The organism is Flavobacterium sp. DW-iso2 (genome assembly GCF_058725285.1).
On record NZ_JBZXDY010000014.1, the window covers coordinates 41,546 to 64,055 of the forward strand.

Annotated in this window: 25 protein-coding genes; 3 read left to right on the top strand and 22 right to left on the bottom strand. The window is 33.1% G+C overall.

The window, feature by feature from the left end:
• The first annotated feature begins 73 nt into the window (after positions 1–73).
• The gene (locus AC4PRO_RS10985) at positions 74–274 is read left to right on the top strand and encodes a hypothetical protein (protein ID WP_492117372.1); all 201 of its coding nucleotides are present in this window, start codon (positions 74–76) and stop codon (positions 272–274) included.
• 362 nt (positions 275–636) lie between these two features.
• Here AC4PRO_RS10985 and AC4PRO_RS10990 read toward each other — a convergent pair whose 3' ends face one another.
• The 8 genes from AC4PRO_RS10990 to AC4PRO_RS11025 form a co-directional block, all read right to left on the bottom strand.
• On the bottom strand, positions 637–2,061 hold the full coding sequence (locus AC4PRO_RS10990; protein WP_492117373.1) for a fibrobacter succinogenes major paralogous domain-containing protein: 1,425 nt from the start codon (positions 2,059–2,061) through the stop codon (positions 637–639).
• Between the two features lie 54 nt (positions 2,062–2,115).
• The gene (locus tag AC4PRO_RS10995) at positions 2,116–2,838 is read right to left on the bottom strand and encodes a metallophosphoesterase (RefSeq protein WP_492117374.1); all 723 of its coding nucleotides are present in this window, start codon (positions 2,836–2,838) and stop codon (positions 2,116–2,118) included.
• Positions 2,835–3,572: a hypothetical protein gene (locus AC4PRO_RS11000; RefSeq protein WP_492117375.1), complete on the bottom strand. Its 738-nt coding sequence runs from the start codon at positions 3,570–3,572 to the stop codon at positions 2,835–2,837. Before AC4PRO_RS11000 ends, AC4PRO_RS10995 begins: the two co-directional genes overlap by 4 nt.
• A gap of 104 nt (positions 3,573–3,676) precedes the next feature.
• Complete coding sequence (locus AC4PRO_RS11005) at positions 3,677–5,257, bottom strand: glycosyltransferase (RefSeq protein WP_492117376.1); 1,581 nt, start codon at positions 5,255–5,257, stop codon at positions 3,677–3,679.
• Between the two features lie 17 nt (positions 5,258–5,274).
• Positions 5,275–6,423: an asparagine synthase-related protein gene (locus AC4PRO_RS11010; RefSeq protein ID WP_492117377.1), complete on the bottom strand. Its 1,149-nt coding sequence runs from the start codon at positions 6,421–6,423 to the stop codon at positions 5,275–5,277.
• The gene (locus AC4PRO_RS11015) at positions 6,423–6,974 is read right to left on the bottom strand and encodes a hypothetical protein (RefSeq protein WP_492117378.1); all 552 of its coding nucleotides are present in this window, start codon (positions 6,972–6,974) and stop codon (positions 6,423–6,425) included. Before AC4PRO_RS11015 ends, AC4PRO_RS11010 begins: the two co-directional genes overlap by 1 nt.
• Before the next feature lie 323 nt (positions 6,975–7,297).
• Entirely contained in the window at positions 7,298–7,447 is a 150-nt protein-coding gene (locus AC4PRO_RS11020) for a hypothetical protein (protein ID WP_492117379.1), read from the bottom strand.
• Between the two features lie 168 nt (positions 7,448–7,615).
• Entirely contained in the window at positions 7,616–7,765 is a 150-nt protein-coding gene (locus AC4PRO_RS11025; RefSeq protein ID WP_492117380.1) for a hypothetical protein, read from the bottom strand.
• A gap of 173 nt (positions 7,766–7,938) precedes the next feature.
• Here AC4PRO_RS11025 and AC4PRO_RS11030 point away from each other — a divergent pair, with 173 nt between their 5' ends.
• Together AC4PRO_RS11030 and AC4PRO_RS11035 are read left to right on the top strand one after the other, a co-directional pair.
• The gene (locus tag AC4PRO_RS11030) at positions 7,939–8,295 is read left to right on the top strand and encodes a helix-turn-helix domain-containing protein (RefSeq protein WP_492117381.1); all 357 of its coding nucleotides are present in this window, start codon (positions 7,939–7,941) and stop codon (positions 8,293–8,295) included.
• Positions 8,296–9,351: 1,056 nt separating this feature from the next.
• Positions 9,352–10,632, top strand: a complete 1,281-nt coding sequence (locus tag AC4PRO_RS11035) for a hypothetical protein (protein ID WP_492117382.1) — start codon at positions 9,352–9,354, stop codon at positions 10,630–10,632.
• Positions 10,633–10,717: 85 nt separating this feature from the next.
• Here AC4PRO_RS11035 and AC4PRO_RS11040 read toward each other — a convergent pair whose 3' ends face one another.
• From AC4PRO_RS11040 to AC4PRO_RS11105, 14 genes are all read right to left on the bottom strand, one after another.
• Positions 10,718–11,503 carry a hypothetical protein gene (locus AC4PRO_RS11040; RefSeq protein ID WP_492117383.1) on the bottom strand — a complete coding sequence of 262 codons (786 nt, stop codon included), beginning with the start codon at positions 11,501–11,503 and terminating at the stop codon, positions 10,718–10,720.
• A 219-nt stretch (positions 11,504–11,722) separates the two neighbouring features.
• Complete coding sequence (locus tag AC4PRO_RS11045; protein WP_492117384.1) at positions 11,723–12,913, bottom strand: tyrosine-type recombinase/integrase; 1,191 nt, start codon at positions 12,911–12,913, stop codon at positions 11,723–11,725.
• Positions 12,914–13,043: 130 nt separating this feature from the next.
• A complete protein-coding gene (locus tag AC4PRO_RS11050) occupies positions 13,044–14,621 on the bottom strand; it encodes a recombinase family protein (RefSeq protein ID WP_492117385.1) in 1,578 nt (525 codons plus the stop codon).
• Positions 14,618–14,779, bottom strand: coding sequence for a hypothetical protein (locus AC4PRO_RS11055; RefSeq protein ID WP_159086048.1), 162 nt, complete (start codon positions 14,777–14,779; stop codon positions 14,618–14,620). Before AC4PRO_RS11055 ends, AC4PRO_RS11050 begins: the two co-directional genes overlap by 4 nt.
• Positions 14,780–14,852: 73 nt before the next feature.
• Positions 14,853–15,140 carry a hypothetical protein gene (locus AC4PRO_RS11060; RefSeq protein WP_492117386.1) on the bottom strand — a complete coding sequence of 96 codons (288 nt, stop codon included), beginning with the start codon at positions 15,138–15,140 and terminating at the stop codon, positions 14,853–14,855.
• Between the two features lie 6 nt (positions 15,141–15,146).
• Positions 15,147–15,950: a hypothetical protein gene (locus tag AC4PRO_RS11065; protein WP_492117387.1), complete on the bottom strand. Its 804-nt coding sequence runs from the start codon at positions 15,948–15,950 to the stop codon at positions 15,147–15,149.
• A gap of 26 nt (positions 15,951–15,976) precedes the next feature.
• The gene (traN, locus tag AC4PRO_RS11070) at positions 15,977–16,822 is read right to left on the bottom strand and encodes a conjugative transposon protein TraN (RefSeq protein ID WP_492117388.1); all 846 of its coding nucleotides are present in this window, start codon (positions 16,820–16,822) and stop codon (positions 15,977–15,979) included.
• Between the two features lie 18 nt (positions 16,823–16,840).
• Positions 16,841–18,151: a conjugative transposon protein TraM gene (gene traM, locus AC4PRO_RS11075; protein ID WP_492117389.1), complete on the bottom strand. Its 1,311-nt coding sequence runs from the start codon at positions 18,149–18,151 to the stop codon at positions 16,841–16,843.
• A gap of 1 nt (position 18,152) precedes the next feature.
• A complete protein-coding gene (locus AC4PRO_RS11080) occupies positions 18,153–18,650 on the bottom strand; it encodes a hypothetical protein (protein ID WP_492117390.1) in 498 nt (165 codons plus the stop codon).
• 13 nt (positions 18,651–18,663) lie between these two features.
• Positions 18,664–19,284 (bottom strand): conjugative transposon protein TraK, encoded by a 621-nt coding sequence (gene traK, locus AC4PRO_RS11085; RefSeq protein ID WP_029596577.1) that lies wholly within the window; start codon positions 19,282–19,284, stop codon positions 18,664–18,666.
• 18 nt (positions 19,285–19,302) lie between these two features.
• Positions 19,303–20,499, bottom strand: coding sequence for a conjugative transposon protein TraJ (gene traJ, locus AC4PRO_RS11090; RefSeq protein ID WP_492117391.1), 1,197 nt, complete (start codon positions 20,497–20,499; stop codon positions 19,303–19,305).
• Positions 20,500–20,511: 12 nt separating this feature from the next.
• Entirely contained in the window at positions 20,512–21,147 is a 636-nt protein-coding gene (locus tag AC4PRO_RS11095; protein ID WP_492117392.1) for a TerB family tellurite resistance protein, read from the bottom strand.
• Complete coding sequence (locus AC4PRO_RS11100) at positions 21,147–21,773, bottom strand: hypothetical protein (protein ID WP_492117393.1); 627 nt, start codon at positions 21,771–21,773, stop codon at positions 21,147–21,149. The genes AC4PRO_RS11095 and AC4PRO_RS11100 overlap by 1 nt, the downstream gene beginning before the upstream one ends.
• A 12-nt stretch (positions 21,774–21,785) precedes the next feature.
• Entirely contained in the window at positions 21,786–22,475 is a 690-nt protein-coding gene (locus AC4PRO_RS11105) for a conjugal transfer protein TraI (protein ID WP_492117394.1), read from the bottom strand.
• Positions 22,476–22,510 lie beyond the last annotated feature (35 nt).

Genomic DNA, 22,510 nt, shown 5'->3' on the forward strand with positions numbered 1-22,510 from the left:
AAAAATCAATTTATTTTCAGTTACATCTAAACAAAAGCTATTTTTTTTAACTATACATATCAAATCAACTGATATGAAAGAAAAAATAAATATAATAAACGATAACCTCAACGATATTATAGCTCTAATTATAGAGGAAAGACTTAAACAGGCTGTTGAAGAATTAGCTACCATTATACCTGTCCAAAAAGAATTTTACAGTATTGAAGAGGCTTCTTACATACTATCAATATCAATATATGGGCTAAAATCTAGAGCAAAAAAAAATAAATAAAATTAACATATGACCAGAACAACATCACCGTTTACTACAAAGAATTAGAACGTTACAAAAAATTGCTTTTAAAATGACAATTTAAATCTTTATCATATGTGCAAGAATTATTCTTTATAAATATTTGATAGTCGAAAAAAAATATAATATCGAGTTAATTTTGTAATACTTACGCAATTTTTTTGGCATAGTACCCAATTCACAGAGATATTAAAAAAAAGGTAATCGGTTTTGAAATCTATTACCTTTTTCAACACCTATAATCTTTTCAATTAAGCCCATCTAAACAATCTCAAAATTGGTTATATAAGTTTACGATTCGACTTCACTTTACATTTTGAAATAAGTTTAGCATTAAAAAATCATATCGGAAAATCTCTCCTAATTTTAATAAGTCTATTTAATTCATCAATGTGTTTACTGTTTCTTCGTAAATATTGGGAATATATAAAATCAGATTTTTTTAACGTTTCAAAGGATGCTTCGTCAAAACCTTCAAAAAAGGGCTCTTCAATACCAAATGAAAAACTATAGTTTGATTTATGAATTTTATCTAGTAAATCTCTGTCTAATGGTGTAAAACAACGCACTGGCAAACCAAAATCGACTTTAGATATACGATTATTTCCATATTTCACGATTTCTAAGCAATTATTAAAGCCCCCATCAATATAAAAGAAAGGACTTCCCGGATTTATACCAAATTTTTCTAGACTAGGTTCATTAAATCTTAGTGCACTGAGGTCTCTGACTGTACTCGATTTATAAGGTGGATTATAAAGTCCTGGACTCCATTGTTGAAGTAATCGAAATCTATCAGGGTCAAAGTACTGCGACTTACCAAAACCCATAGTTCCCTCTTCCTCTATTACACATTTATTTTCTATATCATAAATAGAAATATAATTATATTCATCAATATCTATAACTTGAAATAAACGCCCTATTTTGAATCTATAGTTTTCTGAATACAAACCTTCGCAACTTAAAATAGAATATGGTGTTGCCCATTGCCTATCGCCTAAAATACCATGTCTAGCATAAAGTGGATGTTCAGATACTGAAATTGAATAACTTAAAAAATTCCAGTCTGCAATAGTAGGTAAAAGCCAACCGTACGGTACAAATTCATCTTTATTATTATGGATGTTTTTATACAAAACATCACTTCCGTCAATAGAATATTCAGCGTTTTTAAAAGCTAAATTTTTAGCAAACCAAATAGAATGCTGATCAACATAGAGAGGGTACTCTTGTCCATCTCGTGAATCGTAGAAAAACAGTTCTTTACCTCGTTCTATTATTCCTCGTTCTTTACACACCCATTTACCATTCATACTATAGCTTTGAGTTTTATCTACTTCTATTCCATATTTAAGCTGTGAGTCTCGACTAGGAATTGACTTATTTATTATAGTTTCATTTGTATCATTATCTACTATCAACACCCTATTATTTCCAACTTCCAATGCAATTTTTATTGATTCGAGATATCTATTTAAATTTTCTAAATCAGGTCCCAACACCAACCTATCAATCACAACTTCAATAACATAGTTTTTATCGGAATCAATTTTTAAGTTATCTACTAACTCTTTCAGCGACCCATTTACACGAATTTTTAAAAAACCAGAATCAAATAATTTAAAGAGTTGTCGGTCTAAATCAATTTGTGTTCTATAATTTAAGGGGCTTAGAATATTGATTCTTTTATTAACAATTCTATTCAAATGTTCTTTAATACTAAATTCATTAATAATCGATGGATCTGTTTTCATATTATTCATTAATTGGGTTATTTTACATTTAACTTTTAAAGGATTGAAACAACAATCCAGCAACTAATCAGTTTTCACTGATTGCGTGGGAATTATAATTCCATTTTCTTTTATTGTAAAGCAGCTTATTATCTCAGCAGTTTTGTCATTTAATAGTAAACCTGTCAAAACACCACCATAACCGCATTCGGTATTTATATTTACACCTCTTTGATTATAACTCACTTCTTCAGTCAATCTATGCCCATGAATGAATGTTTTACCTTCCCAAGCAGGCTCGAACTCATAGTTCCATATTAATTCATCTTGTGTTTTTTCATGCAAATTATGCTGTGTATCTCTAAGTGGTGCATGAACAAAAATAAATTGTGATGTTTCAAAATAGAGATGAGTGTTTTGCAAAAAATTCACAACTTGGCTCTGAAAATCACCTGGCGAGATTAACCAATCCGCATATGCTTGTTCTCTGGTTCGAGAATCGTACCCTTGCGGATGTTCTTTACCATTTATCAAATCCAATAACATCTGATCGTGATTGCCCCTTAAAAACACCCAATCAGGATTGCTCTCTTTGGCTGATATAAGTGTTTTTAAAACTTGCATACACGAATATTGAGGAACTAAATTTTCTGATATAGCTTCTTTTCCATTATTTTTATAGTCTACATAATCACCTAGGAAAACTGCTCTAGCTTTACATTGTCCTGCTAAAGCTACAGCAGATTCTGCCGCCTTGAAACATCCGTGAATATCTCCAAAAGCCATATATTTTACTTTGCTACTCATGATGCGAATTCTTTTTTAATCCAACTTGCAAAAAGATCTGCCGAATTAACAGCATGTCGATCTGATGATTCCCCAGGATTTACTTCTACGACAAACTCTGGTGTAGCATCAATTGTATAATAGCGACTACCTAATTTATTCAGCCTCTTAGTTGCTTCTATTACCACTTCTGGTATAATATTGTACCTGTGGTATATGTTTCCATTCAACACCCAATAACGTTCTTCTTGTTGAATCTTCTCTGGTTCAATAAACTTTCTGATGGCATACTTACCATCAACAATAAACTCATCATATAACTTTTTCATTTCTTCCAAAGAAGTAGTGGGGTAGACTGATTTACCTTCCTCAACATGCTCTAAAGCCTTTGCATCATTTTTTATAAACGCTTTATCCCAACCTTTATCATAAATTAATTTAGGGACTTCCTGATTTAATTCATCGACAAAAAAGGTTTCAATACTTAAATCTGCGATATGTGGATAATATGTTGATAAGCGTGTATAATCTATAAGATTTTGAAATTTGTTGATAAATCGTTTATCCTGTGGATATTTTTCTTCTTGATATATACAAAACCCCCTGTGCATTAAATTTTCAGAGTTACTATCTGGATCTAAACCAACTGTAATCCCAGCCTTCTGCATTGCTTCGGCTTCTTCTTTCCAAAGCCAATGAATCTCTTGCTTATTTTCTTCTGAGGAAGGGTAAATAATTTGAAACTTTTTTTCCATATATGTTTTAATTCTGTTTTTTATAAGTAGAACCACAGTAACCTTAAAATTCTATTTCAAGACTTAAAAATTGCTGTTTAAATTTTTTCCCTATCTCTATTTTCTTAAAATTCATCTGGTACTAAATAGCCCAGCACCACTAATTCCTGAATCAATTTTGCATCTTTTTCACTATTTGGATAGAATACTGGATCATCTATATTTTTTACACTTTGATTTAGAAACTTCCAATCAATTTCATTAAATCTCTTGATTCGAGGACCTGGAAAACCAAATTCCACAATTGCTTTCTCTTCCTCCCAAAGTTTTATACGCCAGAATCCACGATAACCATTTCCTTTCACAATTTCTTGAGGACTGGAATAGGTTGTATAAAGCCCCTGTATTGCTGTAAAAAAATGTGGCTCTGAAAACCATCCGATACCTATATCTCCCGTACCATCAACATAAAGTCCCTCTGGATAAAGTTTTGAGTTTAATTTAACGGCTTCTTGAAACGAATTTGGGGCTTGTTCCATCCATTTGTCAAAACGTTCTTTTGAACGCCAATTTCCTATTGGTGCTTCTGTTGGAAGGATCTTAAGTAATTTAAATGCTTCTCTTTTTAATAGTTCAATGGATTTATCGGGATTACATTCGTCAGCGACCCATTCGGCACTGAAGTGTTTATTTTTACTATGTTCCTTTTTTGTCCATGATTTAATTTTAATGATCTCTTCGCTTAGTTGTTTTAAACTGTATCGTACACCTCCAAGCGTAGGGTAAGTTTTAACTAGACCTCCTTTAATCGATGCTAATTGTCCCAAACCACAAAAGTCTGAAACAACTGTTGGCAAGCCACATAGTATAGCTTCTCTTGGCGTAATACCAAAATTTTCATCTTCATGAAAGGAAGGATAAACAAAACAATCTGCCGACCAAAATAAACTTCGAAGAGTATGGTGATCCATTGATTTTAGACAAATCAAATCACAGAATTTATTAGATTCTAGTATTTCTCTATCAAAAAACTGCGAAAAGGTTGTGTGGTTAGCATTGCTTTGATAAATAAAAAAGTCAGGTTCAAAATCACCAACCAATGTAACTCTAATATTTTGTTCACCAGAGATATTCAATGCTCTTATAAGCTGGGCTATACCTTTATTTGCAATAAATCTACCAGCATAAACAATATGAAAGTATTCCTTTTTTACTTTAAACCATTTTTTGGCACTTTCCCTTTCAATATCAGTAGGTAAACAAAATATATCGGTGTTTAATTTAGGTACAAAAACCCCCAATGTAGGGGCTACTTCACCTAAGCCATTATATAACTGATTACTTTGTTGTTGACTTGTGACAATATTAAGCGTTGCTTCCCTGAAAGACCATCGATTTAGAAATCCCCCAGTTGTCATAAGTGCTCCTTTGGTATGTTGTAACAACCGACAAGCTAAATCATCAGGTGGGTTTTCGTGAAATGTAGCAAAAATGACATCATCCTGAGTGCACAGTTGTTTTAGTAACTCCGAATCTTGGCTAGAGCTCACTTTGATGATTTCTCCGATTTTAGCCAATGATTCAAAATAATGAGCTTTCAAATAATTTACAGAGGTACTTGCATCTAATACTGGGAAGTTTTCATGCGTATCCTCATCCAAGTTTGAATAAAAATCAAATTCCGATATAGGTACAATAAAACGCATTTTTCTAATTTTGAATATTAGCTTTTTTCAAATAAACCATTCAGCCATACCGCTAGCGAGACTCTAGATTCTATTCCTTGATACATCGTTTTTTGAGCATCACGTAAATCTTGGTTCAGCAATTCATTAGTATTCTGAGAAGAAAAATAGGGGTTAGCCGTTATGTCATAAGCATGTTCAAAGAGCTTTCGAATTGTAGGAACTGCATTCAATAAACCATCAATATACAATCCCCAAAAATCTGCGCAATATGTGTAATTAATTAGCTCTTGTGGCAAAAAGTCTTTAAAAAACTGTCTAGCCCATAATTTAGTATTATCCTCTCCTTGTCCTAAACGTAAATTATATACAGAATTCATGATACCCAAATCGGCATAAAAAGGAACTACTTCTATGCTATGAGGTGCATAAGCGAGATCATCCAACCACGAATCTCTAAAAACCTGAGGCATCCAAGTGCATCCAAGTGCATCCATTTGAATTGGTTCTGCAAATAAATTATCACCTCCACTACCCGTCAAAAGTACCTCTACACCCATCTTTTGACATTCAATTGCCATAGCTTTATTAGTATGATAATTCAAATTAAGCATGTCAGGATGTTGGTGAGCCGGTACTTTTTCCAATTGACTTAATGGTAAATAATCTTCAAAATCAATTAAAACAGTATTTTTACCTAATGGTGCAAGTAATTCTTGGATATATCTTTCGGTTCTAAATTCATAACGGCTAGAACTCATTCCGACTAATGAAAAAGAAATTTTAAAATGTTTTAATAATGTAATAATTATACTAGAATCAAAACCACCACTGAGTTGTACACCAATATGTTTTGATTTATACTGATCAAAAAAAATGGCACTAGCTTCCAAAAAATCATTGATATCTGTGTACTGCAACTTCGGTTGAAAACAAGGGTCTGTTAAAATCTTCTTCTCTTCATTCCACAGCATTCCTGAATAAACTGGAAGAATATCTTCAATTACTGGTTGACATTGTGATCGGTTTAATGCACCGAGTTTTACATTTTTTTCAAAAATTTCAGGCTGAATATTTTTCCAAATCCCTTTGCTGTGATTTCCCCATATTTGGGGTAGTTTTTCTCCAGTAGACAATAAGCGGAAATGTGTGCTAGGTTCTTCTATATAGTTTGAAGCTATTTTCATTAATATATGGCTGCTACAGGTTGAAAATTTATCCACATATTATCGTAACAATCTGGTTGTATGCCGTCTTCAATAATCCATGCATGCATCGATTTTGAAGGCAGAAATATGCCAATAAACATAACGCCTTCCTTTGCGAATTTTTTAGATGTACTAGCAGCAAACAAAGATCTAGGATAACATAAATCATTTTGAATAGCACCGGGATAAAGTTTTCGGAAATAATCAATGGCTTCCTGAGAAGAGTCAAATATTGGACGACCAAAATTAGCTACTATTTTACCTAGTAAGAATGAAACTTTACAAGTCTTGATTAATGCAAAAACATAAAATTTAATGAAAATATCATTGATAAAATCATCGTTTTTATAAACCCCTTTTCTCAAAAGGTATGGCTTACTACAACTATGGATTGCTTTTTCTAACTTTTTATTAGGAACTTGCTGGCTTTTTTTCTTCAATTTCATTTCCTTTTCTAGTAGCAATCCAGTTACTGGATCGAAAACATATTGAAAAGTAGAATGAGAAATTGGTAGGGAAATAATATTCATATATAAAAAATTTCCGAAGAGATTATTCTTATAACTTTCCCACTTCCATTAAAAATACCATTCGGTTTATTTGAATTTTCAGAAATTATAATTTCTAAACTTTCACCTAGTAAATCTTTTATAGAACAGTTCATATTTATGTTGGAAAATTTAATTGTAAGCTAATCCTTATTACCAAAGTCGAAAGTATTATCAAGAGCATAAGATCTAACACGTAGTATAGCCAAATCATCTCCAATACATTCTCTTATAGTTCCGTAAATTATATTTGCCATATTTAATAAGTCACTAGTAACATTTTATGTTCTAAAATTTTAAACAAACTACTTTTTAAGTATTTCAGTCATTTGATTTGATAATTCTTGTAAATGTTTAGCTTCGTCTTCAATCATTTTATTAGTTGCTTCTATTGCATCTTGATTAAGGATAGGGTCCTCTAGTAATTTTTTAAGTAATTCGATAGATTCTAACATTTTTATATTATTTTATGTTGTTTTATTTATTATCATTTGGGTGTATTTGTCAAAAAACATTGCAATTGTATTACCCAAAATAATACTGGAAAAATGCAATACCCTAAAGTTAGAATGATTATCTATCGTAAGGGTAATAAATACCCTTACGATAGATAATGACATCATTTAACTAGTTATACTAGTACCTATTTTTTTCCAATCTGTACCATTACTATCACGTTCTCCACCACTTTTTTTACCTTTAATAGCAGTGTGATCAGCATGAATTTTTGCTCCGTAAGCTAACTCGACAATTCTTTTTACTAAATTTTTCATTTTTTTAATATTTATTATCTTTCCTACTCTTTAAAGGATTTTCGGACAACTCCTTTTTTTGATAATAGTAATCCGAATGGATAACTACTCTTACAAATGAAAGGAAAAATAAATTATAAAAATGGGCAATATTGTTCTAAATTACCTATTTTTGGTTCTAAATTAAAACTAAAATGAAAGGAAATATTGGTAATAAAATTAGAAAAGTACGTGAATTAAAGGGTTTTACTCAAGAATATATGGCTGGACAACTGGAAATATCACAACGTGCCTATTCTAAAATCGAAAACAATGATATTAAACTGGATTGGCAACGGATAGAAAATATTTCTAAAATATTAGAAATAGAACCTATTGACTTGGTTTCTTTTGAAGATAATTTGGTTTTTAATAATTGTTCACATTCAGGAAAAGCTCATATAATGTATAACAATAACTTCCCAGAGGAACTCAAAAAAAGCTACGAAGATCGTATTAGTCATTTGGAACAAGAAGTGTTGTTTTTGAGAGGTCTATTGAATAAAAAATAAAATAATAGCAATAAAATAACAATCTGATTTTGATTTTTTTTTTAAAGCAATACAGTAACAAAGAATCAGTTTAAATAAACCCTTTTAAACTGCTATAATTAGTACTGAAAATTTACCTTACAATAGCTGAATTATTTAATGATCTAAATATAAAATGTCCTTCAAATATACAATTTACAAATTGAGCATTGCAATTTTGCTCAGTCATGAGATGAAAAATAATTTTCAGTTATGTAATGTGAAATAGATCATTATGTAGTATTTTTTTGTATTTAATTTTATATTTTTTCTTTGATATATACCCTAGATAAAGCGCAAATTCGCTTCAATATTCACGTATTGCAGCAATTTGCGATATCACACTACCCACTCCGCTTGCGGCTCGGTGGATGAACTGCTTTTAAGGCATATTCTACAATATTTAGTAATTGAAGTAATTGATTAGATACAGTACTTCAATGTTTCCTCTTTAAAAATAAGCAATTATCAATTATAATTCACTACCCACTCCGCTTGGGGCTGCGGTGGGCGAAGTTCTCTAAGGCAATTTGCCAATTTATAAATTATCGTCTATGAAGGTAGCATGGTGAAAGGTTACGTTTTAAAGCTTATATCATATCAATTCAATAATAACATAGATAATCTTAGATGATTTAACCTTTATTATATGTTACCTACTTTCTAAGTTAACATTCACCAACTGTAGTAAAGTAATTTAATCATATATACAATACTATTTTAATAAAGATAGAATAGATGAATTAGAAGATTTAACTACTATTATATGTTGCCTACTTTCTCTCTTAGCCATTGCTATCATTGACCCAGTAAAAATTCACTATTAATAAACACAATAAAGTTACTAGCTATTAAAGTGATGCCTGAGTAGTAATTGGATAGGCAAAACTTCCCATTACGATACAAATCCATTTTATGTACCTAAACCAAAAATTATAAAAAAACTAAACAAAACGTCTTTTATACTGTATAAACATTGATTCATGCGAATAGACTGTTCACAATAGGACGGTTTAATCGCAATAAAAACATGAAAATATGAAAGAAATAATTCCAACAAGCATAATCTTAGCAATCGATGCTATTGATTTTGACCAAAAAAGATATTACCTGCAAGCAAGAATGTTAGTAGCTGTTATTTATCGAGATTTTTTACTAGATAAAGATGATGTAGATTTTCGTATCCCAAAGCCATTCCCAGCTACATTTTTCGAAGCAATATCGACTTCGAACGGTGACCTGCGCAAAGTTAAGCGTGAAATAGAAAATGCTCAAATATTAATAACGGACGGTAGCTATTATACTGGTGATGAAAAAACAGATGCGTTCTGCAAATCATACGTTTTAAGTCCCGATTTGATATATAATCAACCAGTTCATTTTACAAAATTTCAAGGAATCAATAAAATTGATGATAGAGTGACATTCAAAGAAATTAAAGAAAATTTGGAAATGGTCACTGTCGACAATGCTGTATTCGGTTACATAACGAAATTAGTTGAAAAGCAAATAACTAAAATTATAATAGGTTCAAGCATAACTCAAAATATGATTACAATCACAATAAATGGTGAAGAAATTAATAAGCATAGATGCTATTGGTTAGTGGTTGCAAATAGAAAAAATGTGGCACTAATTCAACTTAATGATAATTTCTATTTGGAATCGGTGTCAAGCTTAATTGCTAGGAAAAGAATAGAACTTAAAATGTGCTACACGTTCAGCATCGAAAATATTAAAATAAGAAATTTTTATGCGTCAAGAAACTTGACTAATAACAGACTAGATCACAATCTTACTAGTTTGAAGAGAGAATTATTCAAATACATATATCTTGATGGTCAAAAAACTACTGAAATTGATATCAATAATGCTCAATTTGCCATACTTTCTAATATGAGCACTTTTGCGCTCGATGATAATTTTATAGAAAATGCTCAGAATGGGACTTTATATGAATATATACAGATAGAGATGAAAATGAGTAGGGATGAAGCAAAAAAATATATGATGATTGCCCTCTTTGGCAAGGTAAACTCTCATCCCAAAAGACTCAAAAAGTTATTCCCGAAGACAATGCAGTCAATAAGTGATTACAAAAATGAAAACGGATATGAGAGTTTTTCAATCTTATTGCAAAAGGCTGAAAGCAAATTAATGATAGACGGTGTTTATAATTTACTTTCTAAAAATAAAATACCTGCAATACCTGTACATGACAGCATGCGTGTAAAAACAAGTGATTACGTTGGTGCAAAACAAATGATGATTGATTTTTTTGAGAAAAAGAATTTCAAATGTGAACTAAAATCGAAATAGTCACTATCAGTAAATCATGAAATACCAGTTTACATGCTTACTTTTAATGTAAGACAGTTATGGGTCGCAAAAATAGATGTTGCATCTAAAGTAATCCATCATCAATTTCATATAACAATTCATCAAAATTCACTGGATTTAAAGAAAAGTTATCGTTCCAAATTTCAAAATACCGTTGATATTTAAGGATAATGCGTAGCTTATCTTCGTTTCTCATTATTACTCGTGGTAATCTTATTTGAAATCTTGTTGGGTCTTGCCCGTTTATGCGAACGTAATCCTGCACGTAGCAGTCTTCATAGCCACTGTAAGTAGAGGTTATTGTATCGTCGAAGTAAAGACTTCCAACTTTGCAGGGGATTCCCAATAAATTTGTCAAATTATTTCCACCAACGTGGTATACACCAATTACAACCTTTGGTGATCCTATTAGTGTATCAAGGCTATTATTATAAGCGTAATAATCGCCATCAACCGTCAACGGACCGCCTATTAAAGTTGTTAAAAGATTGTCGAAACAATTAAAATTACCAACAATATGAGTTGGTGATCCTAATAACGAAACCAAATTATTATTTTGGCAATTAAAATTAGCACCAACTTCAATTGGGGAAAATTCAAGTGTGGCTAGTTCATTAGTACTGCAACTAAAAGAACCTCCTACTTTTTTAGGACTTCCAATTAATGATTTTAAAGAATTACGGTCTAACTGAAAATGACCACTTACATATTTAAATCTAACTGGTAATTCAGATAGCTGCATTCCAGATAAATTAACATCGCCGTCAACGCTAATTGATCCGTCATCATTTATGTGGTAATTACTTATATCATAATATCCACATTTATCAATAATTTCAGTTTTGGTCATTTTTTTTTCTTTTAGATTAATAATTAGTAATTACTATGTGATCACCATTTTAATTTCTATTCATTTATATCATGACAGATACATGAGAACATATAATGCTTGCTGCTAAAATTGATTACCCATCGAATGGAAGTATAAAATCAAAAGAAATCATTGTCATACAGCTACCTGAAATAGTAGCTTTATGACAATAACTTCATATTATAATTTACCTTACTATCAACGAACTTTATACATTGCGTCAGAAATAACATTATCAAATGATGCTTTATATCTATTCAATGTTTCGCTTTTTTTATGACCACTAATTTGCATAACCGTTGAAATTGGCACACCATTATTAAGAAGCATGGTAATAGCAGTTTTTCTGCTTTTATGCCAACTAATTACCTCTGACAATTTCTTATATACATCTTTTGTTTTTCCGTCAGAATACTGTATTGTAGTTCTGACTTTTCTATCTAATTTCAGAATTTTAAAAGCACGTTTCAATAGCGCAGAACCTCTGGAATTAGCAATGAAAGGTAATTTAAAATTATGTTTTCTTAGTATATTAATTGCTTGATTTATTAAAAAAACAGTCTGATCATTATTGTTTTTTACTCGTCGGATTTTGAAAAAATTCTCATCACTAATAATTTCTTTACTTATTTTCTTCAAATCACAAATAGACAGGCTAGTGTAGCAACCAACTAAAAAGATATCAATTTGATTCTGAATTAACACATCATTAAAATGTGCATTTTCAATTGCACGTAATTCGGTACGATCAAGAGCAATAACTTCTAAATCCACTTCTTTATCCCTTTTAAGATATTTTTTTAAATCAACTTTTACGTAATTCTTTTCTTCTATCCAACGCAAAAAAGCTTTGATGTTTTTTATATAATTATTGATTGTTGGTCTTTGCCTACCTGGTTCTTTTTTTAATTTCCTTTTGTAACTTTTTAGAACAGTTTCATTTAAATCAATAAGTTTTAATTTTAACCCTACTGTTTTTGAAAAATGATTCAAGTGCGTCCTTTTTAATCGAATAGTTGAATCTTCAAGCTCTAAATCTTCATCATTTAAAAATTCTTCTACATAGTGTGCAAGAGTGTCGTTGAATTCTACTTCTTCACCATTCAGCACCTTATCTATACAACGTTGTAATTCCATTTTGGAAGGTTGACGTCCTTCTAGTGTAATCTTATCAATGATAAAACTATTTATTACTATTTTATAATAATCTAGGTCTTTTCTCAGACTAAAAGTACACGACTTTGTTTTAGGGTATCCTTTTGCCCAATCTCTCTTGCATATTTTCTGTTTTGTTGAATATCTAATAACTTCTTTACTTTGATTCACAAATTTGAAATATATTACCGATTCTTCTTTTTTACTATCTTTTAGATAAAATGTTGTTTCCATTTTTTAAACTTTTATACTTCTTATACTCTAGGACTTGTAAAAAGTTGTTTAAAAAAGATATATATTTACTTCTTAATCAGAATGCAAGTACACTGTAGAGCGCACTTTTCAGGACACTGCTGGTAGAAAGTCACCGTAATAGCCTGTATTTACTGGTATTTATGAATTTTATGCACAATCCAGTCAAGGTCACTTTACGGGACAAAGAGAAAAAATTCTCTTTTGTCCCGTTTTTTTTTCGACCTAACTCATTGTTAATCATGTATATAGACTCGATAACCTTGTTGATTCTAGTGGTTTGTACTTGCTCCCCACGAATTGTGAAATTTTCGGGATAAATTAAACCAATTAATTCCCTTGCGTCTGCTAAGCTAGCATCATTGTAGCTGTTGTTCAGTCTAATAAGATTTTCAATACCACTATTCAATAGTCCAGCTATACTTTGTTTATCGCTACTTATTTCAGATAATTCAGATTCTAACTTACTTATCTTTTCAGAATAATCAAGCTTCATCAGCCTATAGTCTGACGGATCAATTTGCATTGTTGAAAGTAAGTCTCGCGCATTGCTTAATCTATTTTCATAATTTTTTACTTGTTCTAAAATTCGCCGCTTCATTTCTCTTGCATTATCCGTCAAATCTCTATGCGTTTCTATTAAGACGGCTGTATAGATTTTTTTCACTTCATGGAGTGGCTCATATGCTTTTAAATTCTCTACAAATAGCTCATTAGCAACTTCTGAATTTATACGATATTTGCATTCCGATACACAATGATAATAGTAATAGTATTTAGTGCGTCCTTTACATTTACTTCCCAATAATTTTTTCCCACATTTAGGACATGTAAAGAATCCTCGTAAAGGAAACTCCTCTATAGTTTCAATCTTTGCTCGATAATTTCGGGATTTACCATCTAAAATATCTTGAACATTATAAAATAATCCTTCTGAAATAATTGCCTCATGCTGCCCTACTACAAACATACTTTCTTCATCTTTATACTTTGGAATAAAAATTTTTCCACAGTAAATAGGATTTCTGATTAGAAGCCAAAAATTACTTTTACCTCTTGTAAAACCTCTTTTTTTGGCCATAAGAAATATTTGTTCTGTACTGAATACACCTTTTGATAGTTCCTCGAATGCCCATCGCATTACTGAAGCCCTAGGTTCTATCTGACTTATATACTTTTGCCCATCTTCTTTAGATTTATTTGCGTAACCGAATGGAGCTATTCCCATATAGCGCCCTTCTTTCTTTGCTCGTCGCATACCATGAAATGTATTGAGGGCTCTACGATCATTTTCGACCTCAGGAGCCGCAAGGTAAAATGCCAGCATCATTTTATTTTCAGGAACCGCTAAGTCCAATGGTTGTTCCATTGCCTGAGGTTCTACTCCTAACTTTCGAAGTTGACTAATCATCTGATATGCATCACCCGCATTTCTACTAAACCTATCCCACTTTGTAAAAAGTATAAAATCCGTCTTATTTTTATATTTTTTTAAATTTAGTAGAAGTTTCTTCCACTGCGGCCTATTAAATGTTTTAGCTGAATGATCTTCGTAAATTACATCTCGTACCGCAATAAAATTAATATCACAATACTTCCGAAGAACTTCCTCTTGATTTCGCTGGGAATATCCTCTATCCGCCTGCTCGTCTGTACTTACACGTATATATAAATCAGCTACCTTTTTCATGTTTGTAAATATTTAGTTACCGCTATATTAGCTATTTTTTTCATAAACACCAAAATTGCTTCAGCTTCTTCAAGAGTAACACATATTCCCCCCGAATTAAGTATTTTCATGGTTTTTTTAGCAGTAATTTTTCCCTTTTCATTTAATTCATTTTCCATTATTACCCTATTTTTATTAACAAAAAAAGCCCGATAAGGGGCTTTTTATTATGTTGATACAATTATTTAAATTCTATATATATTTAAAATAAATCCTACTCCCTTGATTTCTCTTAAAAGAAGGTTCGTACTTAATATAGCCGTACTCATTTAATTCTTTGACACATTTATGATAAGTGCTTGATGCAGATATTTTTGCTATACGCATAATTTCATAGCTAAAAACCTGGATCGGACTGGTAAAACCCCTATCCCCACTATATTTTAACAATGCGGCATAAACACCGATATGCGTGATACTAATACGGTAATCCTTCTCAATAGCTGAAAAGAAATCTGATAAGGGTTTTAGACTTTCCATTATTTATCAAATTGAATTAGACTGCTTTCTTACTCTTTTTTTTACTTCCTTTGGTATATCAGGCTCTTCGTTATCGGCGCTTGACCCTTGTTTTTTATTACTCTGTTTAACGGAAGCCTTTTCGCCTTCCGACTGTTTTTCTACTTTAGCTTCTTTATTGTCAATGCGCTTCATGGTTGTATCGTATACATTGATTGTCTTGAATTGCGGATTAACTTCAACAAATTGCTTAACTTCCTTACCATCCTTCAAAAATGTAGCAGATTGTAAGTTCCCTTTCTTGAGAGAATCCATCAAATCTTCTTTGTATTTTGGAGTTTCTAATTCTTTTATAGGAAGTTTACTCAATGTTGCCTCAAGATCATATCCATAATTCTGATGATACTGATTCAGTTTGAAATTTCCATTACTGTCTATCTCCTTAAAATCCATTTGAACCCAAGAATTATAAAGCTGTCCCTCTTTATTAGTAAGTTCTTTATTAACTGCTCTACCTTCCATTAGATTGTAAGCTTCCTTCATCGTAATATTACTTCCTTTATTAATATAGAAAGTTTGCTCCAGCGATTCTTTAGAATTGTCTTTCTGTAAATCCACCTTGTAAGAATTAAAAAAATACATCTCACTCTGATCTGATTTTTTAAAACTTAGTGTTGCTTTGGCACGATCAACTCCGTACAGCACTTCATGATTTAATGTGAAATTAGAGGTTTGCTGCTGCATTTTCTCCTTTAATTCATTGTCCAATCCTTCTCCAAAACCAGTGTACTTAACCTGGTTACGCAAGTATTCAAAATTTTTCTCGTTCATGATTCTTATATTTAAATGATTACTATTTATAATTTCGGTAGAACAGTAAGCTGTAAAAGCTTTTTATTCTTCAACCTAAGTTCAAGGTGCCGACCACCATTCTTCTCTATTAGTTGAATTACTAAATGTTTCTTATCTGGAATCGTAAACTTGGGCAGCGCAAAAACCGCCGTGTTCTCAGACTCTCCTTTTATAGCAGTTGGTTTATTATAACTCATTATCGGTACGATTTCCAATTCTTGGGAAGCGGTACGTTTTACCTTTTTGCTGTCCCGTATAAAAAATCGGAGCTGGTCGATATCATAATTTATTTTAGAACCGTTGAGAACTCTTGTCCTATAATACAAGACATCATCTCGTATAAAGATTCCATTTAGTTGGAATTTAATCTGATCCTTTTTTTTCTTTGCACCGGAGATCTTATTTCCATTGTAAAAAGCAACTTTGGAATATTTTTCTACCTCCTCTTCGTTCGCACCCTCCGCTGAAAAGTACATTTCTGGACTTTCTGCCTTAGTTGTATGTAGACTGAGATTTAATTGCGGTGATTCGTCATCGTAGTTTACCACAAACGAATACAGCTTGGCATCTGAGGTGATCACCGTAAGGTTGGTAGAAATAAAGCCCTGCTGTGCCGCTTTAATATGCAATACATTCTCTAGTCCTTTTGCTTTCTGCACTAATACATCTTGGCTTCCTCGGTCTACGGTTTTAATAGTATAAGGAAATACAATAGTCGTAGTTTTCGAATACCCGATAAAAAGTGAGTCCGACGCGACTTCTTCAAAATAATTTCCTTCCGTTTTCTGTGCAACGGCTCCATTGGATAAAATCCACAAAAATGCCACTAGCAATACATTAAATTTTTTCATGTTTTTAAGTTTTAGATTTTAATTGGAATCATTTTGTTTTTGGTTGTCATCGAGAAGCAATACTTGATAGCCAGCTTTTACAACCACTTTAACCAACTTAACTTTCTTGCTTAGTAGGCTTTTGGCAGCCTCTATTCCTGCTCCCGCAGCCTGCGCTCCCCAGGAATCGTCAAGAGTTCCCATTCCGACACTCTGCATCGAACGATCTGCAGTTGTTTTTGCAACATCTCTATTAATAGTCCCAGGGATATAAATCCCATCCAATCCATCCATATCGTAGACAGAAAGTACTACTGGAAACAAGGAGTTATTATATCTAATACTATTTATTTTGATGCTCAATCGCTCCCCTTGTAAAGAAGCTATTCCAAATAGAAAATGATCTTTTGGTATTGCGACTCCATTAATATAAATCGCATTGGTTAGCCTCAGCTTTACTGTTGCCCCAGTAACGATGGTTTGCGTTTCATGAATCACAGCCGATATCGTATTTTGCATATCGACCGTTCTGGCATTTTCATCAAAAGAATAAAATCCATTACGCCTGGATTGTCCATCAATGCCCAACGGATTTTCAGGACTGCTTTGTAATAAAGAAACCATCCCTTCCATCGTTTTGGTACTAATCGTAAATACTTGTCCCCGATTTTCTTTCGAAACTTTCCGCAGTCTCTCTTGTACTCTTTCAGGATGCTGAATATCAAGTATGTTTTCTAGCATTCCACTTAGCTGCTTCAATTCAGGATCCTGCTCTTCTTTTCGTCCATCCATCGAACTTATCATGTATTCTAACCTATTAATATCTTCAGAATGCATTTCTGAAGTAGTGGGCTTTGCATATTGATTCGAACCATGATTCTGTTCTGCAACTATAGTTGGGCTACTAATAGCCTTTTGAAGTGCTTCCAGTTTTTTATGAATCTTTTCTTCATTTGAATCTCGATAAACCGATGTATTTAATCCACCGTTTCCATTGGTATAACTACTTCCTTTAAAAGTGGTATCCGTATCGGTTTCCGTTCCAGCTACGTGAAAAGATTGGCTCAGGTAATTTGGATCATTTTTGATAAGTTCATCCAGCTTTGCTGAATCGATTGCAGCTTGTTCGTAATATTTCATCTTATCTAAAAAAAGAGCTTCTCTCCCATTTGCATCTGGAAGCTTTGTATTAAAACCTGTTTTTTCGACTAATTCTAAAGTAGCGGCATCCATTTTACCTCCTCCTAGAATCCAAAATAGAGCTGTAATAAAGGGAAGGACCAACAGCGGAAATACCATAAGCATCTTGCGCTGTCTTTGTGTTTTTAGTGATTCTGTTTTTCGTTCCATACTATTGATTTTTAAATTGTGAGCGATAATAATCCTCTACGATAACAAGGCTGTCTAGTAATCCAGGGCGTAATCTTAGTAAACTGTCCTGTACTTGCTTTCCAGTAGGACTCCGTCCCAAACTATCCATGTACATCTGAAAACGAGCCACTCGTTCTAAGTGGGCTTTACTTAATGCTACATTAAGCGTTGTACTTTTAGTATCTAATACTAGTGCATTGGTCGGCCTACTGATGAGACTGCGCTCTATCTTGTTTGAGTTTCCATTTAGGCCATCTACAATTAAATAAATATTCCCTCCGACCGTAAATACTACAAAACAAAAGAGGATTACGATCCAGCTTTTTGCAGATAAATGTGCCGTCTTCTGTTCCAGCCACTGAGCGCATTTATGCTGCAACAAAAAAATGGCTTCGTTGAATCGTTCTAGTAGAAATCGTTCTTTGTTCTTGACACTTTCAGGATTATTTTTGTTGTTTCTTTTAAATGTGAATTTCATAATCAGTTTTTTATCATTTTCTGTTTTTTGAACTTAAATCTCTATTTTCAATAGTGTTCCACCGCTCAATTAAAAAACCATGTGGATTGTTGTCGCTTCGTGAAACATTACGAAGATTGCCTTCCGTTATTAGACTTCGATAAGCAATACTTGTGGGTCTTATGATATTTTGAGTTGCATAACAACGGAACTGATAGGGATATTCATTGATGTTAATTGTTACACTATCCACAGCTATTGTTTGGCTGACATTACCGGATATAATCCCAGAATAATATCCGTTTTCCTTTAAATCGTCATATATTCTTTTTGCGCTATCATCCGCCAGATAAAGCGCCTTGGTTACATTTATTTGTATCACTTTATCATCGGGATCAAGACTAAAAAACAGTCTATGAAAGGTTTTTACATGATCCTTTGCTTCAACTGAAATATTATCCTTTCTATCCGATGAAAATGCCTCCAATGCTTTACCGTTAGCCAGTATATAAACCTTATCCTGCATTTGAGAAACCAGACTAAAACTTTTGTAAAGAGCAAAGCAACAGAGAATCACACATCCAATTATAACTAGCATCGTAAAGCCTCGAACATATCGAAAAGCCGTGTCAATATTTTTCATTTTACTAAACATGATATTTCAATTTAGAGATTAAGAATTGCCTTTTAATTTATCACCCATATGACTATTCTTGTCATTGAAGTACGGAGCGGAACTACTAGAACCCGACATGCTTTGAGACATACGACTTGCTGCATTTCCCATCGCATCCGCCATCATACTGGCACCAGTACCCACACTACTTACTGCAGAATTTGTAGTATTACTAAAAATGGTGGTTACCTTTTGACTCAATGCTCCGCCACCGCCGGCATGAACTATGTAGTTAGCTACTGAGGGAACTGTAAAATAACCGACAATCCCAATAATCATGAATACCAGATATGCCATATCGGTTCTACTAAAAAAAGTATCTCCATAATCATTTACCTGAGCAATGTCCAGTTGTAACATCTTCTCCTGTATTTTACCGATGATACTACCAAAAATATTAGCAACAGGAAGCCACAGATAAATATTGATGTATCTTGCCAGCCAAACGGTCAAAGTATGTTGAAAACCATCAAATACAGCGATACCAAATACTAAGGGCCCTAATACGGAAAGAACCACCAGCTGAAATGTGCGCAGAGTATCGATACAAAGTGAAGCTGCTTCAAACAATACTCTTAGTACTTCACTCATCCATTCCTTGACCGAATTGCGAAAATTAAACGATGCCTTCGCCATAGCAAATTTGACATCGTTTCCAATCCCTTCAAGCATTCCTTCATTATCAGGATTAGTATTGTCGTGTGTATATTTATACCATCTGTCCTGATCACCACTTCCTGATTCTCCTACATACATCTGCCAAGAGTTGCTACTTTTAATAGCTTCTTCTTTCTTTTGCAACAACAATCCAATAGCCTTGTTGGATCCTTCTACCATCGCCGCTGTTGCTGTAACGGTAGGCTTCATTACTCCGTTAATCAAGTCCAAGACCGAAGGAAAAATCATAATACAGAAACCAATAACAAAAGGCCTTAGCAGCGGATAAAAATCTATTGGTTCTGCACTGGCAATATGCCGCCACACTCTTGAGCCGATATACCAAATAGCTGCAAAACCAGCAATTCCTTGACCTACGCCCAATAAATTATTACATAAAGGCATCATCTCCTCGTAGAGTTGGTCCAGTACACCATGCAAGCTATTCATGTCGTCCGCTACACCTTGCGCCTGACTCGCAAAGGGCAATAGTATTCCTAGGGCTGTAAATAATACCCCCTTACTTGTCTTTGCCATATCATTCTTTGTTTAGTTATTTGCCTTGTAAATATTACGCATTACACGCACATCATTATGCTCTTTTGCACGCTGGATCGCTAGTACAGTAGTATTGTTATTAAAGCTTCGCAGAAATAAAACTTTATCCTGCATATCGGCATAAATCTTGTCAATCGCGGTAAGCCTCTCCTCATCATTCATTCTTAATGTATTAGCGCTAATAACTGTGACCAATTCGTCTAAATTTCGCAAGCTCTGTTGCAGCAAATTATCATATACTCTTGCGCAATAGGCTATTTCATCGGGACTGAAGTTGCCACTCTTTCTAAACCCATCAAATGCGGATTTGTATTCTTTTACTAAAAGCAATTGGTATTTCACAATGGCACCTACCCTTTTATAATTCCGTACCGTTGGACTTACTTGCATCAATGCATCAAGGAAGGTTTCATGGAGGCTAAAATTACCCTGAGACAAATCTTTGATCGTGTTGTACCCTCCACTAACGATTTGATACCCTTTTTTCATATCACTAAGTATCTGTTTGAATTGAGCCAATTTTTCTATGTTGAGCAGTAGTTGCTGCATTTCCTGTGATTGGGCTGAAATCCGAGGGGGGCAAAATAAACCCATCAAAAGAATCCCTATAATTATTATCTTTTTCATTAGAAATTGGAATTAATACCATACATGCTACGACTTATTTTCAGATCATTCTTCTCTTTGGCTCTTGACAAAGCCAATAATTTTGTTTGCTTATTAAAACTTTCACCAAAGCTGTAATTATCTAACATATTGAGATATAAAACGTCTATGCGTTTGATTCTCTCCTCTTCTTTCATTTCAAGTTGACTATCCATTACTATAGTGAGGAGTTCATCCATATTAGCTTCACAATTTTCAATCAAACGATCTACTACTCTTTTGATATACGCTATTTCATCTCCATGAAATAGATCATCCCCCTGCACTTGGTTAATAATGAAATGGGAACTATGAATGATTTTTAGCTGTAGCGATATAATCTCGGCCACCTTGAAATAGTTTTTTATTTTCGGATTGACTGTTTTTAATGAGCTGAAATAATTGCTGTGAAGATTAAATTCCCCTCGCTTGAAATCTCCTATTGTCGTTAGTCCATTTTTGACTACAGAATATCCTTTTTGTGCATAATCTGTATACATCCTTAAAGCAGCAATTTGCTGCAGCAACACTTTTCTTTGCTTAGCTTGTCCCTGTAAATTATTGGTGAGCAAGCCTATAAATAGTAGATATAAAAATATTTTTTTCATGGACTTATTATTTTAGTGAGGAATTCCGTAAAGCTTCTTAATCTTGTCTACATCATGCTTCGTTTTTGCTCTTTGTAAGCTGAGTTGCCTATTTTGACTATTGAACAGTCTAAGGTCATCATAGTTAGCATCAATTTGATCAGCGGCGGTATTGATGATTTCCAATCTTTTGGCGTCACTCATTTGGATCGTAAAAGAATCCAGAATTAGAAAAATCTGGTCTATGTTTTTTAGGCTCTCGTTTAATATACCCGAATACACTTTATGCATATACTCCAGTTCTGCCATATTAAAATGTGGGTCTTGTTTAATGAGATTCCAAGCTCTGTCATATTCATCCACTAGCCGTACTTGCTTCTGCGTAACATCCCTAATGCGCTGGTAATAACTAATTATTGATTTGACTTTCATCAGCTCCTCGTAGTAATTCTTATACAAGTCCTTTTGCTTCTGTGTCCATTGAGAAATCTCTCCTAGTTTTAGTTTGGAAAGCGTATTCTCCAGTTTCTTGTGTGCATTTTGAAGCCAGATAGTTTTATTTTGCAACCGCTGTATTCGCAAGTCTATCGCCAAAATCACTTTTTTAATTGCGGCAGTTATCACTCCAACTATAGGCAAAGCAACGACTGCTGCAGGCCTTGCTGGACTACTGACCAGCAGTAGACAAAGCAAACACAAACTTATTTTTCTCTTTGTTTTCATAATGCATTTAATTTAGGTTTGTTTTCTCCTCTATT